The organism is Megasphaera coli (assembly GCF_900095855.1).
In the GTDB taxonomy this organism is placed as follows: Bacteria; Bacillota; Negativicutes; order Veillonellales; family Megasphaeraceae; genus Megasphaera; species Megasphaera massiliensis_A.
Genome location: NZ_FMIY01000002.1, coordinates 728,756 through 745,189, shown reverse-complemented (window position 1 = coordinate 745,189; position 16,434 = coordinate 728,756). Strand labels below are relative to the sequence as shown.

Annotated in this window: 13 protein-coding genes; 12 read left to right on the top strand and 1 reads right to left on the bottom strand. The window is 51.4% G+C overall.

The window, feature by feature from the left end; genetic code table 11:
- Positions 1–158: 158 nt before the first annotated feature.
- The 11 genes from glyQ (at position 159) to BQ2674_RS03870 (ending at position 15,080) form a co-directional block, all read left to right on the top strand.
- Positions 159–1,034: a glycine--tRNA ligase subunit alpha gene (gene glyQ, locus BQ2674_RS03920; RefSeq protein WP_075572541.1), complete on the top strand. Its 876-nt coding sequence runs from the start codon at positions 159–161 to the stop codon at positions 1,032–1,034.
- On the top strand, positions 1,035–3,083 hold the full coding sequence (gene glyS, locus BQ2674_RS03915) for a glycine--tRNA ligase subunit beta (RefSeq protein ID WP_075572540.1): 2,049 nt from the start codon (positions 1,035–1,037) through the stop codon (positions 3,081–3,083). It begins immediately after the preceding gene.
- A 23-nt stretch (positions 3,084–3,106) separates the two neighbouring features.
- Positions 3,107–3,673, top strand: coding sequence for a hypothetical protein (locus BQ2674_RS03910; RefSeq protein WP_235828810.1), 567 nt, complete (start codon positions 3,107–3,109; stop codon positions 3,671–3,673).
- 141 nt (positions 3,674–3,814) lie between these two features.
- On the top strand, positions 3,815–4,156 hold the full coding sequence (rplS, locus tag BQ2674_RS03905; protein ID WP_075572538.1) for a 50S ribosomal protein L19: 342 nt from the start codon (positions 3,815–3,817) through the stop codon (positions 4,154–4,156).
- Positions 4,157–4,427: 271 nt separating this feature from the next.
- The gene (locus BQ2674_RS03900; protein ID WP_075573352.1) at positions 4,428–5,699 is read left to right on the top strand and encodes a manganese-dependent inorganic pyrophosphatase; all 1,272 of its coding nucleotides are present in this window, start codon (positions 4,428–4,430) and stop codon (positions 5,697–5,699) included.
- 74 nt (positions 5,700–5,773) lie between these two features.
- A complete protein-coding gene (pcrA, locus tag BQ2674_RS03895; protein ID WP_075572537.1) occupies positions 5,774–7,972 on the top strand; it encodes a DNA helicase PcrA in 2,199 nt (732 codons plus the stop codon).
- Between the two features lie 13 nt (positions 7,973–7,985).
- A complete protein-coding gene (gene ligA, locus BQ2674_RS03890; protein WP_075572536.1) occupies positions 7,986–9,986 on the top strand; it encodes an NAD-dependent DNA ligase LigA in 2,001 nt (666 codons plus the stop codon).
- A gap of 74 nt (positions 9,987–10,060) precedes the next feature.
- Complete coding sequence (gene gatC / locus BQ2674_RS03885) at positions 10,061–10,351, top strand: Asp-tRNA(Asn)/Glu-tRNA(Gln) amidotransferase subunit GatC (protein ID WP_075572535.1); 291 nt, start codon at positions 10,061–10,063, stop codon at positions 10,349–10,351.
- A gap of 11 nt (positions 10,352–10,362) precedes the next feature.
- Positions 10,363–11,826 carry an Asp-tRNA(Asn)/Glu-tRNA(Gln) amidotransferase subunit GatA gene (gene gatA / locus BQ2674_RS03880; protein WP_075572534.1) on the top strand — a complete coding sequence of 488 codons (1,464 nt, stop codon included), beginning with the start codon at positions 10,363–10,365 and terminating at the stop codon, positions 11,824–11,826.
- Positions 11,826–13,268: an Asp-tRNA(Asn)/Glu-tRNA(Gln) amidotransferase subunit GatB gene (gatB, locus tag BQ2674_RS03875; RefSeq protein ID WP_075572533.1), complete on the top strand. Its 1,443-nt coding sequence runs from the start codon at positions 11,826–11,828 to the stop codon at positions 13,266–13,268. The genes gatA and gatB overlap by 1 nt, the downstream gene beginning before the upstream one ends.
- Before the next feature lie 279 nt (positions 13,269–13,547).
- Positions 13,548–15,080 (top strand): L-lactate permease, encoded by a 1,533-nt coding sequence (locus BQ2674_RS03870; protein ID WP_075572532.1) that lies wholly within the window; start codon positions 13,548–13,550, stop codon positions 15,078–15,080.
- A 24-nt stretch (positions 15,081–15,104) separates the two neighbouring features.
- On the opposite strand, the gene BQ2674_RS03865 is transcribed toward BQ2674_RS03870, so the two are convergent.
- The gene (locus tag BQ2674_RS03865; RefSeq protein WP_075572531.1) at positions 15,105–15,584 is read right to left on the bottom strand and encodes a nucleoside deaminase; all 480 of its coding nucleotides are present in this window, start codon (positions 15,582–15,584) and stop codon (positions 15,105–15,107) included.
- 163 nt (positions 15,585–15,747) lie between these two features.
- Between BQ2674_RS03865 and BQ2674_RS03860 the strand changes: the two genes are divergently transcribed.
- Positions 15,748–16,410 carry a trimeric intracellular cation channel family protein gene (locus BQ2674_RS03860; protein ID WP_075572530.1) on the top strand — a complete coding sequence of 221 codons (663 nt, stop codon included), beginning with the start codon at positions 15,748–15,750 and terminating at the stop codon, positions 16,408–16,410.
- Positions 16,411–16,434: the final 24 nt, after the last annotated feature.

The window sequence follows — 16,434 nt, the reverse complement described above, 5'->3', positions numbered from 1 at the left end:
CTGAAGGCTGCGGCAGGAAGTCCGTGCGGATGTGTATGGCCGATGGTATACATGAGAGGGTCTTCGGGCCAATCGGGGTGGAACCGCGGGTAAGCAATATACTCGTCCCTGTAACACACAGCGTGTTGCAGGGGCTTTTTTTGTCAGGAGGTAAAAGCATGAATTTTCAAGATATGATTTTTGCGTTGAAAAAATTCTGGTCCTCTCAAGGCTGCATTATTCAGGAGCCTTATGACGTGGAAAAGGGAGCGGGTACGATGAACCCGGCCACGTTTTTGCGGGCTCTCGGTCCGGAACCGTGGCACGTGGCATACGTGGAACCGTCCCGTCGCCCTGCAGACGGACGGTACGGCGATAATCCGAACCGTCTGTACCAGCATCATCAGTTCCAGGTTATTTGCAAACCGTCACCCGATAACATTCAGGAGCTTTATTTGCAGAGCTTGGAGGTATTGGGCATTAATCCGCAGGAGCACGACATCCGTTTTGTCGAAGACAACTGGGAGTCGCCGACCTTGGGTGCATGGGGGCTCGGTTGGGAAGTATGGCTCGACGGTATGGAAATCACGCAGTTCACATACTTTCAGCAAGTCGGCGGCATCGATGTACGGCCGGTTTCATCGGAAATTACATATGGTATGGAACGACTTGCCATGTACATTCAAGGTGTGGAAAACGTGTACGATCTAGAATGGACGGCAGGCGTTACATACGGCGATATTTTTCATCAAAACGAAGTGGAGCAGTCCGTATATGCTTTTGAGCTGAGCGATGCGGATATGCTTTTCCGTCTTTTTGATACATATGAAAGAGAAGCGCTGCGCGTTATTGACGCGGGCCGGGTCCTGCCGGCATATGATTATGTCCTTAAATGTTCGCATGCCTTCAATCTTCTCGACGCCCGCGGCGCTATCAGCGTGAGCGAACGGGCCGCCTTTATCGGCCGCGTCCGCAGCATGGCGCGGGCCTGTGCCAAAGCCTACTTGTCGGAACGTGAGAAACTGGGATTCCCCATGTTGAAGGAGGGACGATAAATGAATAAAGACGTATTATTGGAAATCGGTACGGAAGAACTGCCGGCCCATTATATGCCGGGCGCGCTGCAGCAGTTAAAAGAAGCGGCTGCCGCCCGATTGACGGAAGCCCATATTGCTTATAAAGATATTCGCACGATGGGAACGCCGCGGCGGTTGGCTCTCCGCATAGAAGGTATTGCGGAAAAACAGGCAGATGTTTTCGCAAAAAATAAGGGCCCTTCCGCTAAAATCGCTTTTGACGGCGACGGCAGACCGACAAAGGCTGCCATCGGTTTCGCGCGGGGACATAACATCGCCGTGGCCGATCTCATAGTCGAGGACGGTTATATTTATGCCGATGTGACGACAGTAGGCAAGAAAACGGCAGATTTATTGCCGGAAATGCTCAAGTCCCTCGTTCTCTCTTTAACCTTTCCGAAGAGCATGCTCTGGGGTAACGAGACGGTGCGCTTCGCCCGTCCTATTCGTTGGATCGCAGCCCTTTACGGGACGGACGTCATCCCCTTTGAAATTGCGCACGTAAAATCCGGTCGTGTCAGCCGCGGTCACCGCTTCCTCGGCAGCGGCGACTTTGAAATCGCTGAACCCGCCGGCTATGAAACGGCTGCGCGGGAGCATTTTCTCATCGTCGACCCGGCAGAACGAAAAGAGCTTATTTTGCAGGGCCTGACGGATTTGGCGATACAAGAAGGCGGCACCGTCATTATGGACGAAGACCTTTTGGAAGAGGTGGTTTACCTCGTCGAGTATCCGACACCCCTGTGCGGTACCTTTGATGAAAAATATTTGAAACTTCCCGAAGCGGCAGTTATTACGCCCATGAAGGACCATCAGCGCTATTTTCCTATGCATGACGGCGCAGGCAATTTGATGAATCGCTTTCTCACCGTCCGAAACGGCGATGCGGCTCATTTGGAAACGGTACGGCACGGCAATGAACGGGTTCTGCGCGCGCGTTTGGCCGATGCGGAGTTTTTCTTTACCGAAGACAGAAAGAAAAGGCTGGCGGACCGCGTGGACGATTTACGGAAAATCGTCTTCCAAGACGGCCTCGGCACCTTGCACGACAAGGCGCAGCGCCTGACAGCGATTACGGAATTTTTGAAAAATAAACTGGACCTTCCTTTGGACAGTGAAGAATTGACACGTGCCTCCATGCTCGCCAAGACGGACCTGCTCACGCAAATGGTTCAGGAATTTACGGAGCTCCAAGGCATTATGGGCAGTGAATATGCCCTCCTTGACGGGGAAACACCGGAAATTGCTGCAGCCTTGTATGAACAATATTTGCCGCGCTTTGCCGGCGACGAGCTGCCGCACACGACCTTGGGCATGATCCTCAGCATAGCCGACAAGTTTGACACCATTACGGGTTCATTCAGCATGAGTCTCGTTCCGACGGGTTCACAGGATCCCTTCGCCCTGCGGCGCCAGACCATCGGTACGCTCAATATCATTTTGGATGCAGGCTGGAACCTCAACTGCGATGAAGTGTTTGCCTTTATTTTGGAAGCTCTGGGTACGCCGGCGGAAAACCGGGCGGACGTGACGGCAAGTCTGCACGAGTACTTTACGCTCCGCTTAAAGAATATTTTGCAGGATATGGGCTTTGACTACCGTCTCATTGACTGCGTCCTTCAGGATGATTCACTTAACGCGGCGGCCGCTCTCAAGCGCGCTGCGGCACTGCGGGACGCAGATATTCTTGTGCAGGAAGAATTGCTGCAGGCATACACACGTGTAGGAAATATGGTAAAAGATACGGTTACAGCGGACATTGAGCCGGCGCTCTTTGAAACGGAAGAAGAAAAGAGCCTCTACGATGCCTGCCTGAATTTGGCCGATCCCCTTGCGGCGGCCTATGCCGTTTACGACTACGGGACGGCCGTTGAAATTTTGAAGAAGGCCGTCCCTCAGATTAATGCCTTTCTCGACAGAGTTCTCGTCATGCATGAAGACGAAGCCGTTAAAAACAACCGCATTCATTTGCTTACAAAGACCTTTGATTTGATTCGGCCCATGGGTGATATTAAAAGGTTGTCCTAAATATTTACGCAAAGAGGAGGTATATGATGAATCTTAAAAAGACGGTACTTTTATTGGCCGCCGTTGCCGTTGTCGGTACGGGCGGTGTCATGGCCGCGTCCGCACCGGGATACGGCCGGGGCATGGTCGACGTGGAGGTTATCCTGATGTCGTCACAGACGGCAGGGTATAGAACATACTATAATGAACCCTTCGGCTACTCCCTCGATATTCCCGACGCCGCATCCGATGTGGAGCCCACGTCGTCCGGCGACGGTTGCTATTTTCAGGACCCGCAGGCACATGCGGTCATATCCGTGTACGGCACAAAAAATATGATGAATTTTACGGCTGCTCAGCTGTACCGCATTGACTTGAGCAGAAACGGTAAACCGACCCTTACGAAGAACGAACTGACCGACAAGAGCTACGTTATTTCATGGGTAAAGAAGGATAAGGTCTATTACGAAGCCGTCTGCGTCAACGACAACGGCACATACACGTCGTTTTCCGTCGTCTATCCGGTAAAAGAAAAAGCGACGTACGATGCCTATTGTACTCATATGCAGGCATCTTTCATTCCGACAGGTGCCGTTTATACGGGTAAATAAGTAAAAATTCAGGTTGCAATTTCTTGCCGCGCCGTGGTAAAATATCTACGTTAATCTGGGCATTCCTCTGTACGGTCAGACGATTACCGTGAAAGCGGCGGTAACGGTAGACACGAATGTCTTATAGGAGGAAAGAAAAAAATGAATGTAATCAGTGTACTTGAACAGGAACAGCTTCGCACGGATATCCCTAAATTCCGCCCCGGTGACACCGTAAAGGTTCACGTAAAGGTCGTTGAAGGCAGTCGTGAACGTATTCAGGTGTTTGAAGGCGTTGTAATCGGCCGCCAAAACGGCGGTGTTCGCGAAACGTTTACGGTTCGTCGTCTTTCTTACGGTGTAGGCGTAGAGCGTACCTTCCTCGTTCATTCTCCGAGACTTGCAAAAATCGAAGTTTCCCGTCGCGGTATTGTTCGTCGTGCGAAGCTTCATTATCTTCGCGGTCTTACAGGCAAGGCGGCCCGTATTCGGGAACGCAGATAAGAAATCAAGAGAAAGAGATTCGGTTATCCGGGTCTCTTTTTTCTTTTTCCTGAAAGGCAAGGAGGACAAACCTTTTTTAATCTTCGCGCTTATATGTGGAAAAATAGTAAAGAAGCGGGAAAACAACAGTCGGCTTTGTAATGATCGTTGATTAATGAATATGGGACATATCGACAGTTGCTCGCTTGAAGCGTACGGGTTTTCTAGTATTTGCAGGGCGGCTGTGCTATAATTTATACCATATATTACAGGAAATGATGAGGTGATTTACGTGTCTGAACAAATCTTGGTAACCGGTCATAAGAGCCCCGATACGGATACGATTTGCTCTTCTTATGCATTGGCGCGCTTAAAACAATTACAGGGAATAAACGCACTTGCCGTACGGGCAGGCGATATTAATAAGGAAACGGCCTTTGCCTTGAATTATTTCAATGTCATGCCCCAACCGATTGTAACGGATTTTTACATTAAAATCGGAGACGCCGTTCACCGTGATGTAGCGCCGCTTACGACGGAAGCATCCCTAAAAGACGCGGCCCTTTGGTTTGAAAGTCATGAGGGCTTTGATTTTGCTCCCGTCGTTACGGGCGGTGCGTTTGTCGGCCTCTTGGACCGCGTCGCCCTGGCGGAAGAATTTATCAAGACCGTAACAGGTCAGGAACTCACCATGGTCAAAGATTTGATACATGAGGCGAAAACGGTATTCGCACCGTCCGATAACGGTCATGACGTTCCGGAAACGGGGCGATATGTCGTCGTCGACGGCACAAAGTACATAGGTGTCGTTTGCGCCGACTGCATTGCCAAAGCGGCGAAGAAGAAGGTCTTCCTCGTCGACCACAACGAAAAGAAGCAGATTATTGACGGTATTGACGAAGCGGAAATCGTCGGCGTCGTCGACCATCACCGCATTGGCGGTACGCTCGCCACGGACGGTCCTATTTTCATTCACTTCCGTCCGGTCGGCTGCTCCGCAACACTGGTAACGGATTTGTATGCCGAAGCGGGTATCGAGATCCCTAAAGAGGTGGCCGGGCTTCTCCTTTCGGCCATTATTTCCGATACGGTCCTCTTCCGTTCGCCTACGTGTACGGGGCTCGACAAGGCTGCAGCGGAAAAGCTTGCGGCCATTGCCGGTGTGGATATTGCGGAATACGGAATGGAAATGCTCAAGGCCGGAGCCAACGTGTCCGACCTTACGCCGGACCAGATCGTCCGCAACGACATGAAGGAATTTAACGGCAACGGCCAAACCTTTACGGTCGCGCAGGTACAGGTCATGGATACGACCGATTTGTTGGCGCAAAAACAGGTCCTGCTCAATGCTTTGGAGAAACTGCGCGCCGATAACGGCTATATTGCGTCATTTCTCATGATTACGAGCATCATCGATGAAGCGACGAATCTCGTTTACGCCGGCAATATGGACGGCGTCGTGGCCAAGGCCTTCGACAAAGACGTCCTTGACAGCGAAGTGTACTTGCCCGGTGTCATGAGCCGTAAAAAGCAGATTATTCCGCAAATCTTATCTTCCATGTAAGGTGCTTGCCGTGACAAAGACCCTCATCATGACGGTGTGGGTCTTTTTATCTGTAACTGGGGAGAGGGAAGGATATGAATCCCGTTTATGATACATTAAATGAAAGACAGCTGGCTGCAGTCATGCACACGGAAGGCCCTTTGTCCGTAACGGCCGGGGCCGGCTCGGGCAAGACGAAGGTTCTGACCTGCCGCATTGCGCATTTGTTGGAGTCTGGTGTTAAACCGTACCGTATTTTAGCCATTACCTTTACAAACAAAGCGGCCAAAGAAATGGCTGAACGCGTACAGAATCTCGTCGGTGTCGAAGCGGAACGCATTTGGATCAGTACGTTCCACTCTTTCTGCGCCAGATTGCTGCGCATGGAAATCGACGGCTTTGGCGGTTACAGTAAAAACTTTACTATTTACGACGCGTCGGACCAGTTGACGCTCATGAAGAACTGCCTGAAAGCTCTTAATCTCGACGACAAGCAGTTCCCGCCGCGCAATGTGCTGGCTGCCGTTTCAGGGGCGAAGAATGCGCTTCTGTCGGCTGAAGAATATGCCGCGCGGGCCGGTGATTTTTACGAGCGGAAGGTGGCCGAAGCATACCTTTTGTACGAGAAGAAGTTAAAAGAAAACAACGCCCTTGATTTTGACGACCTCCTTCGTCTGACCGTGCGAATTCTGCAGGAACGGCAGGACGTGAGGGAAAAGTATCAGGACCGCTTTCAATATATTCTCGTTGACGAATATCAGGATACGAATGAAGCGCAATACGTGCTGACGAAGCTGCTCGCCGCAAAGTGGCGCAATATTTGCGTCGTCGGTGATGCGGATCAGAGTATTTACGCTTGGCGCGGCGCGGATATTCGCAATATTATGAACTTTATGCGTGACTACCCGGACGGCATTACTATTCGTTTGGAACAAAATTACCGTTCTACGAAGGTAGTTCTGCGTGCGGCCAATGCGGTTATCGCCAATAACGCGGAGCGGCTGAAGAAGGACTTATGGACGGAAAATCCCGAAGGCCGCAAAGTTGTTTACTATCACGCCCAGACGGAGCACGATGAGGCCGATTACATTGCCGGCGTCATTTACAACCGCCATCAAATTGAAGGCGATCCTTACGGGCACATGGCTGTTTTATTCCGTACGAACTCTCAGTCCCGCGTCTTGGAAGAAAAACTTATTCGCTACGGTATTCCCTATACGATGGTAGGGGGGACGAAGTTTTATGACCGCAAGGAAATAAAGGACGTTCTCGCCTACTTAAGGCTTCTCTGTAATCCCGAAGACAGCTTGAGTCTCGTGCGTATTTTAAACGTGCCCAAGCGAAGTATCGGCGCCGCTTCAATCGAACATTTGACGGACTATGCCGAAGAAAGCGGTATCTCCCTCTTTGAAGCCCTGTCGACGCCGGACGAGCTGCCCGTGACGAAGCGGGTAAAAACAGCCCTTGAGGATTTTGCGACCCTTATTTTCGGTCTTTTGGAGCATGTAGGCGAATGGGACGTCCTGACGCTGATAGAGCATGTCATCAAGGATACGGGTTACGGTGACATGCTCGACAGGGAAGCGGAGCATGATCCTCAAGGAGAGAGCCGCCGTGACAATGTAGGCGAATTTCTTTCCGTTGCCAAAGACTATATGGATACGAATGAAAACGGTAATTTGCAGGATTTTCTGGAAAATATCGCTCTCGTCAGCGACTTGGACGAGTTTGAAAGCACGGCCTCCAAGGTTACGCTCATGACGCTTCACTCCGCAAAGGGACTGGAATTTCCTGTCGTCTTTCTGGCGGGACTTGACGAAGGCCTGTTCCCGCACAGCCGTACTCTTATGGACACGGCACAAATCGAGGAAGAACGGCGTCTTGCCTACGTCGGCATTACGCGTGCCGAAAAACAGCTTTACGTGACGAACGCATCGACGCGTACCATGTACGGCCGCGTGTCGGCGTATTTGCCCAGCCGCTTTTTGCGGGAAATACCTGAAGAGCTTGTAGAAGAGTATAAGCGCAAGGCCGCCATGCCTCAGCGGGACGGACGGATGCCGGGCAGGCAGCGCGTTTCCATCCTGACCAAAGAGGTGACCTCAAATTTGCCGAAAGTCCGCAATACAGATAAAGAGTGGCGGGCCGGTGACAAGGTGCGTCACAAAGTATGGGGCGTCGGCACGGTACGGGAAGTCATGGGCGCAGGCGCCGGCATGCAGCTGAAAATAGCGTTTCCGACGAAGGGGGTGCGCCAGGTTGTAGCTCAATACGCGCCTCTTGAAAAAATGTAAGAAGGGAGTATTTATGGAACAGGACAAGACTTATGACCGGTTACAGGAGCTGAAGGAAAAGCTTGATTTTTACAGCTATCAGTACTATACGCTCGATAAACCGACCATATCGGACTACGATTATGATATGCTGTATCGCGAACTGGAGACGATTGAAGGCGCCCACCCCGAATGGATTACGGCCGATTCGCCGACGCAGCGTGTAGGCCATAAGATCTCCGGCGGCTTCAATAAGTATACGCACGACCGGCCCATGCTCAGCCTGGGTGACGTGTTCAACGACGATGAGCTGCGCGAATTTGATCGCCGCGTCCGTGCCGACTTGGGAGAAGAAGCGCCGCAGTACGTAGTGGAGCTTAAAATAGACGGTCTGGCGATCAACCTTATTTACGAAAACGGCATTTTCGTCCGCGGCGTTACGCGCGGCGACGGTATCGTAGGGGAAGATGTGACCGCCAATATTCGCACCATTAAGACGATACCTTTAAAGATAAACAGTGCTTCGCCGCATCTTGAAATCCGCGGCGAAGTGTATATGCCTGTAAGTGCCTTTGACGCACTCAATAAGCAACGCGTGGAAGATGAGCTTGAACCCTTTGCCAACCCGCGCAATGCCGCAGCCGGTTCCTTACGGCAGTTGGATCCGCAGATTACGGCGCAGCGAAAACTCTCGTTCTTCGCCTATGCCGTCGGCGGTACTGCAGGCATCGACATTAAGAGCCAGGAAGAGCTCCTGGATGATTTGAAGGCTTTCCGTTTTCATGTCAACAAAGAGCATAAGACCTTTGACAATATGGAAGAGGTAATCGCTTTCATTCACACCTGGGACAAGCGGCGCAATACGTTGCCTTACGCGACGGACGGCATAGTTGTGAAAGTAAATTCTTTCGCTCAGCAGGAACGGCTGGGAAATACGGTCAAAATTCCCAAATGGGCTATTGCCTATAAATTCCCGCCCGAACGGGCGGAGACGAAAGTTCTCGGTATTTCCGTTACCGTCGGCAGAACGGGCGTCTTGACGCCGGCTGCGGATCTTGAGCCCGTCCGCCTGGCCGGGACGACGGTCAAGCGGGCGACCCTGCATAATGAAGACTATATTGCAGAAAAAGATATTCGCATCGGCGATACCGTCATCATCCAAAAGGCCGGCGAAATCATACCGGAAGTAATCGGTCCCGTCCCGGCGGCACGGACCGGGGCGGAAGAAATCTTTGTCATGCCGGCCCGTTGTCCCGGTTGCGGAGAGCCCGTTGTACGGCGGGAAGGCGAGGCGGCTACGCGCTGCGTCAACCCGCAGTGTCCGGCTGTTATTGCCGAAAAAGTGGCCCATTTCGTCTCGCGTGACGCCATGAATATCGACGGCCTCGGCAGCGCTATTGTCAGGCAGCTTCTCGAACGGCGTCTTATTCATGATGTAGCCGATATTTATGCTTTGGAAAAAGACGAGTTAACGGTCTTGGACGGATTCGGTGAAAAATCGGCGGACAATTTATTACAGGCAGTCGAAGAAAGTAAGCATGTCGGCCTTGCGCGCGTACTTTTCGCCTTGGGCATCCGCTTTGTCGGCGCCAAGGCGGGGCGTATTCTGGCAAACCGTTTCGGTTCCGTTGAAGCCTTGGCCGATGCGTCGTTGGAAGAACTTACGGCCGTTGATGAAATCGGCCCGCGGATTGCCGAATCGGTTCGGGCATGGTTTGTAAATACCGATAATCAGGATCTGGTACGACGTCTCGGTGCTGCCGGGGTGGATTTGACCGCAGAAAAAAAGATTGCCGAAGGAACCTCTTTCAGCGGAGAAATTGTCGTGCTTACGGGCAGGCTGGAAACGATGAGCCGCAAAGAAGCACAGCGGGCCGTAGAAAACCGCGGCGGCAAATGTACCGGTTCCGTTACGGGCAAGACGACGCTCGTCGTCGCCGGTACCGAACCGGGAAGCAAGTACGAAAAAGCGCAGGCTTTAGGCACGCCCGTTATATCGGAAGAAGAATTCGTCGCTTGGCTGCAACGGGAATAAATTCTTATAGGCCGGCTGCTTTATGATATAATAAACAATTATGATATATATTTCTAGTAATAAGGAGTGTTCCCATGAAAATCAGTGCGGAAGAAGTAAAGAAAATCGCCTTATTATCGCGGTTGGAATTTGCTCCGGAACGAGTGGAAGCCGTAGAAAAACAGCTGAGTGATATTTTATCGTACATGGAACTTATCGAACAGGCGAATATTGAAAATATTGAGCCGACGGCACATGCCGTAGCTTTGTCCAATGTTATGCGTGACGATGTGCCTCATGAATCCTTATCTAATGAAAAAGCGTTACAAAATGCGCCGGAAGCGGAAAACGGGTACTTTAAAGTGCCTAAGGTTATCCAGGACTAAGGAGGAGTATTGTGAAACCCGTTACTATTCATTCCTTACATGATAAACTCGTAAAGGGAGAAATTTCGGCAGTCGAGCTGACGGAAAAATTTATTGCCCGCAAAGATCGGTTGGAGCCGACTGTCAAAGCGTTTCTTTCGGATAATCGCGGTTTTGCCTTGGAGGCGGCTGCACTGACAGATAAGAAAATCGCCGCCGGCGAAGCGATTGCCGACCTCGCCGGTATACCCGGCGCTATAAAGGATAATATTTGCGTCAAAGGGCAGCAGGTTACGTGTGCATCAAAAATGCTCGCTTCCTACCGTTCTCCTTATGATGCGACAGTTATAGAAAAGCTGAATGCCCTTGACTATGTAAGTCTGGGCAAGACGAATATGGACGAATTTGCCATGGGCAGCTCGACGGAAAACTCGGCTTTTCAGGTGACGACGAATCCGTGGAACGCGAAATACGTCCCCGGCGGCTCTTCCGGCGGCTCGGCCGCTGCCGTTGCGGCGGGAGAAGTCGTTTGGAGCCTCGGTTCCGATACGGGCGGTTCCGTGCGCCAGCCTGCGGCATACTGCGGCGTTGTCGGCTTAAAGCCGACGTACGGTCTCGTGTCCCGTTACGGTCTCATCGCCTTTGCGTCATCTCTCGACCAAATCGGTTGTTTTACAAACGACGTGGAGGATTGCGCCGTCATGTTGAACGCTATTGCAGGTTACGACAAAAAGGACTCCACCTCCGTGCCGCAAGGGGCGAAGGATTATAAAAAAGCCCTTGTCAATGATGTGAAGGGTATGAAAATCGGTATACCTGAAGAGTTCTTCGGCGAAGGCCTCGATACGGAATGCCGTAAAATATTGGATGACGCCATTGAGACATATAAAAAATTGGGGGCGCAAATCATCACCGTTAAGATGCCGAATATGAAATACGGCCTGGCGGCTTACTACATTATCGCCCCGGCCGAAGCGAGTTCCAACCTGGGCCGTTATGACGGCGTCGGCTTCGGCATGCGCGTGCCCGGCAAGGATATTGTCGACATGTACTGCAAGACCCGATCCGAAGGGTTCGGGCCGGAAGTCAAGCGGCGCATTCTCCTGGGTACGTATGTGCTCAGTGCCGGCTACTATGACGCATATTATCTGCGCGCCATGAAGGTACGCACGCTGGTCAGGCAGGACTACGACAAGGCCCTGTCTCAATGCGATATTCTTCTTACGCCGACGGCACCGGATACGGCCTTTGAAATCGGCAAAAACAAAGAAAACCCCCTGTCCATGTACCTGGGAGATGTGTGCACGGTCACCGTCAACCTTGCCGGACTGCCGGGGATCAGCATTCCCTGCGGCTACAAGAACGGCCTGCCCGTGGGCATGCAGCTCATAGGCAAGGCCCTTGATGAAGAAACACTGCTGCGCGCAGCATATACATTTGAACAGGAACGGACGGATTTGTGCCGGTCCTTTCCGACGGGAGAGGTGGAAATCTAATGAAATATGAAGCAGTCATCGGATTGGAAGTCCACACGGAATTAAAGACGAAAACAAAAATATTCTGCGGCTGCAGCACCGCATTCGGCGCTGAACCGAATACGCATGTCTGCCCGGTTTGCCTCGGTCTGCCGGGGTGTTTGCCCGTCCTTAACAAAGAGGTGGTACACTACGCCATTAAAGTCGGATTGGCTCTGCACTGTGATATTTTGTTGCACAACAAATTTGACCGGAAAAATTATTATTACCCGGACTTGCCGAAGAACTTCCAAACGTCTCAGTTCGACATGCCCATTTGTTTGAACGGCTATGTGGACATTGAAGTAAACGGTGAGCAGCGCCGTATTCGCCTGACGCGTATCCATATGGAGGAGGACGCGGGCAAACTCGTGCATAGCGGCGCCACCATCAATACGTCCGAATCGTCCAACGTCGACTACAACCGGACGGGCGTGCCCCTCTTGGAAATCGTTTCGGAACCGGATATCCGCAGCGGCGAAGAAGCGCGGGCGTACCTGGAAAAATTACGCTCCGTCATTCAGTATCTGGAAGTCTCCGATTGCCGTCTTGAAGAAGGCAGCATGCGTTGTGATGCCAACATCTCCGTTCGCCCCGTCGGCTCGGACAAGCTCGGCACGAAGGCGGAAATCAAAAACATCAATTCCTTGACGGGAGTGCAAAAGGGCATCGAATACGAAGCGGTTCGCCAGGCACGGGTCTTGGAAGAGGGCGGCACGATCGTGCAGGAAACGCGCGGTTGGGATGAAGCAAAGGGAGTTACCTTCAGCCAACGCGTTAAGGAAGGCTCCGACGACTACCGTTACTTCCCTGAACCGGATTTGATTCCCCTCGATATTTCACAAGAATGGATTGAAGAAGTACGCAGGGAACTTCCGGAAATGCCCGATTCCCGGAAGCGGCGTTTTGTTACGGACCTGACTCTGCCCGAGTATGACGCCGACTTGCTGACCCTCGAAAAAGGGACGGCCGATTACTTTGAAGCCGCCGTTGCGGCCGGTGCCGATGCGAAACTCGTGTCCAACTGGATGCTCGGTGACCTTGCCAAACTCCGGAATGAAGGCGGTGTACCCATAGAGCAATCGCCCATACCGCCGGGAAATTTGGCGGAATTGATTATCCTCATAAACAAGGGCACTATTTCCGGGAAAATTGCCAAGAAGATATTGACCGAAATGTGGCAGTCCGGCAAAAAAGCCGCTGTTGTCGTGGAAGAGCAGGGCCTCGTCCAAATCAGCGACACAGGCGCACTGGAAGAAATCATTACAAAAATTGTTGCTGCCAATCCTCAATCGGCAGCGGATTATAAGGCAGGCAAGAAGAAGGCCGTCGGTTTTCTTGTCGGGCAGGTCATGAAAGAGACAAAGGGCCGGGCCAATCCGGCAGCGGTTAATGAATTATTGATAAAGGCTTTGGAGGCCTGAGAAGATGATGCAGGTTTTTTGCGGCCTGCATCTCTTTTTTTTGTTAACCTATCCCTGAAAGTCATTACTGCAAAAAACATGCTGTTTTTTGGAATAATACTTTATTCCCGGCAGTTATTATACTATAATGTGATAGGACTGATTACTTGAACGGTCTACACTGAGAAAAGCGTGACAACAGGCAGGGAACAATATTTTTCAGTCGGTTTTTATGCTTTACGTAAAATTGCTTGCCCGTTCCGAACACGCGAACTTACACAGGGAAAGGGTTGATAAGAAATGGTGTTTTTAGCATTGCTGCCGATAATTTGGCTGGTTATCGGTCTCGGATTTTTAAAGATTCCCGGTTATAAGGCTTGCCCGATTGCAGCCGTTATTGCGGCTGTTATAGCCGTATATGCCTTTGATATGCCTGCGCTGAATGCGGGAACTGCCGCACTGGAAGGTGTTGCCTTGGCAGTATGGCCGATTTTATTGGTTATCGTGGCAGCAATTTTTGCGTATAATCTGACCGTTTATACGAAGAGTATGGACGTCATTAAACAAATGTTGACGACGGTCAGCAATGACAAACGTATCCTTGCCGTCCTCATAGGCTGGGGCTTCGGCGCTTTCATGGAAGGTATGGCGGGGTTCGGAACGGCGGTTGCCATCCCTGCCAGCATACTCGTCGGTTTGGGTTTTAATCCGATTCGTTCCATTCTGGCCTGCCTTATTGCCAACACGGTGCCGACGACATTCGGTTCTATCGGTATTCCGACGACGACATTGGCGGCACTTACGGATCTCGATCCTATCCAATTGGCAACGTATATTACGACTCAGCTCGGCCTTCTCGATATTCTTTGCCCTTTCTTCATGGTAATCGTTATAGGCGGTTCCGTACGTGCGCTGAAGGGCGTTTTCTTTGTGACCCTGCTGGCAGGCCTTGCACTGGTCGTTCCGGAATACTTGATTTCCGCAACGCTCGGGCCTGAATTGGCCGTTATGCTGCCGTCCATCATCATTATGGGCGTTATCATTATTTACTCGAAAATTTTTAAAACAAACGATCCCGAATATGCTATGGATATTCAGACGCAGCCGGTATCATTCTCTGCCGGTGTGAAAGCGGCCATGATTTTTATCCTGATTTTCGTATTCCTCATTATCACGTCCAAACTGGTTCCGGTTATTAACGGTCCGCTCAGCTCCATTAAAACATCCGTTCAAATTTACTCCGCTGTCGGTGCGAAACCGTATACTTTTGTATGGATTGCAACGCCGGGTATCATGATTATTCTCGCGGCTATTCTCGGCGGTAAGTATCAAGGCGCGTCTTTCGGTGAAATATTCGGTAAATTCAGCGAAACGATGAAGAATCTCCGCTACACGTTCCTTACGATTATTACTGTCGTTATTACGGCAAAACTCATGGCATACAGCGGTATGACCGGCAGTATCGCCAAAGCGCTCGTTGCCGCGACGGGAACGGCATATCCCGCCTTTGCACCTGTTGCCGGTGCTCTCGGCGCCTTCATTACCGGTTCCGGTACGAACAGTAATGTGCTGTTCGGTCTGCTGCAGACTGCTGCCGCTGCCGATATTCCCGGCGCCAGCCCGATTTGGCTCGCTGCGGCAAACTCCGCCGGTGCCGGTATAGGCAAGATGCTGTCGCCTCAGAGTATCGCTATTGCCATCGGTGCTGTCGGCGTTGTCGATAAAGACATATACGGTAAGGAAAGCGAAATCATGAAAGTTGCATTGCCGTATCTCATTGCTTTCATTATTCTCGCCGGTCTTATTACTTACTTCGGCCAAATGCTTATCTAAACTATATCGGAACAGGGTCCGGAATTATTCCGGACCCTGTTTTTGCGTATCGGCAAGACGTTTTTGCTTGAAAAAATTTTTTAATAAGGCGGCACATTCCGTTTCCCGGACGCCTGCAGTGACTGCCGCTCTGTGATTTAAGCGCTCATCGTCGGCAATCGTAAAAAGCGAGCGGCAACCGCCGCCCTTTGTGTCGGCACAACCGTAGACGACGCGGTCCAAGCGGCTGTTGACTATGGCGCCGGCACACATGGGGCAGGGTTCGGCCGTGACGTAAAGCGTGCAGCCCGTAAGGCGCCAGCGGCCGAGGACGCGGCAAGCCTCTTCGATGGCCAGGAGCTCCGCGTGGGCCGTGGCGGAAGGCATGGTCTCGCGCAGGTTGTGGGCGTGTGCAACGGTTTTCTTCTTATAAATAATGACGGCGCCGATCGGGACTTCGCCCTTGGCAGCGGCTGATTTTGCCTCTTCCAGGGCCTTTCCCATATAAAATTCATCTTTTGTCATACAATCCTCTCCGTTCTGTACTATCCATTGTACAAGACGAAAAGGGGAGAAGGCAATTGTATAGGGGCGGTAAAATTTTGCGAAAGACCGAAAAGAATTGTATAATACGTAACAGCGGCACGGTTACTCGCCATTATATAAACGGAAAGGATTTCAGGAGTACATGGAAGCTATTTGGTGGCAGATTTTTGATATTTTAGGAACTCTGGCATTTTCCGTTTCTGGTATACTGGTGGCAGTGTCCAGGCGAATGGATTTATTCGGTATATTTGTTCTGGCCGCAGTAACTGCCGTCGGCGGCGGCATTATACGTGACACCATGTTGGGCCATACGCCGCCCATAGCGCTGCAGAGCGGTCTGTACTTCTTTCTTATTGTAGGCGCCATCGTCGCGACGACCATAATTCTGCGCTACTTTGACATGGACCTGCGCCTGCAGATTATGCACCGCTCCTTGTACCTTTATTTGGCAGGCGACACGATCGGCCTCGCATCTTTTACAATTACGGGTACCCTGTCGGGCATATACTACGCGCCGAACTTGTGGGTTCTCTGCATTACCCTCGGCGTCATTACGGCTGTCGGCGGCGGCATCATTCGCGATGTCCTGGCCGGCAAAGTGCCGACCGTCCTGATTCACGAAGTTTACGCGACGGCTTCTATTTTAGGATCTTTCACGCTTTATATTCTTTATACTTTTGAGTGGCCGCTTGAAATTGCGTCACTCGTATCCTTTGCCGTTACCGTTTCCTGCCGGTTCGTCGCCATTAAGGCGAAACTTGACGTGCCGCATATCAAGCGGAAACGGCACGACCAGTTCTTGTAAATTCATCTTTTGTCATGCATTTGC

Bases quoted from the DNA above. Each gene is read 5' to 3' on its own strand.
- glyQ (WP_075572541.1), top strand. From the start codon at position 159: ATGAATTTTCAAGATATGATTTTTGCGTTGAAAAAATTCTGGTCCTCT.
- glyS (WP_075572540.1), top strand. From the start codon at position 1,035: ATGAATAAAGACGTATTATTGGAAATCGGTACGGAAGAACTGCCGGCC.
- BQ2674_RS03910 (WP_235828810.1), top strand. From the start codon at position 3,107: ATGATGAATCTTAAAAAGACGGTACTTTTATTGGCCGCCGTTGCCGTT.
- rplS (WP_075572538.1), top strand. From the start codon at position 3,815: ATGAATGTAATCAGTGTACTTGAACAGGAACAGCTTCGCACGGATATC.
- pcrA (WP_075572537.1), top strand. From the start codon at position 5,774: ATGAATCCCGTTTATGATACATTAAATGAAAGACAGCTGGCTGCAGTC.
- ligA (WP_075572536.1), top strand. From the start codon at position 7,986: ATGGAACAGGACAAGACTTATGACCGGTTACAGGAGCTGAAGGAAAAG.
- gatC (WP_075572535.1), top strand. From the start codon at position 10,061: ATGAAAATCAGTGCGGAAGAAGTAAAGAAAATCGCCTTATTATCGCGG.
- gatB (WP_075572533.1), top strand. From the start codon at position 11,826: ATGAAATATGAAGCAGTCATCGGATTGGAAGTCCACACGGAATTAAAG.
- BQ2674_RS03870 (WP_075572532.1), top strand. From the start codon at position 13,548: ATGGTGTTTTTAGCATTGCTGCCGATAATTTGGCTGGTTATCGGTCTC.
- BQ2674_RS03865 (WP_075572531.1), bottom strand. From the start codon at position 15,584: ATGACAAAAGATGAATTTTATATGGGAAAGGCCCTGGAAGAGGCAAAA.
- BQ2674_RS03860 (WP_075572530.1), top strand. From the start codon at position 15,748: ATGGAAGCTATTTGGTGGCAGATTTTTGATATTTTAGGAACTCTGGCA.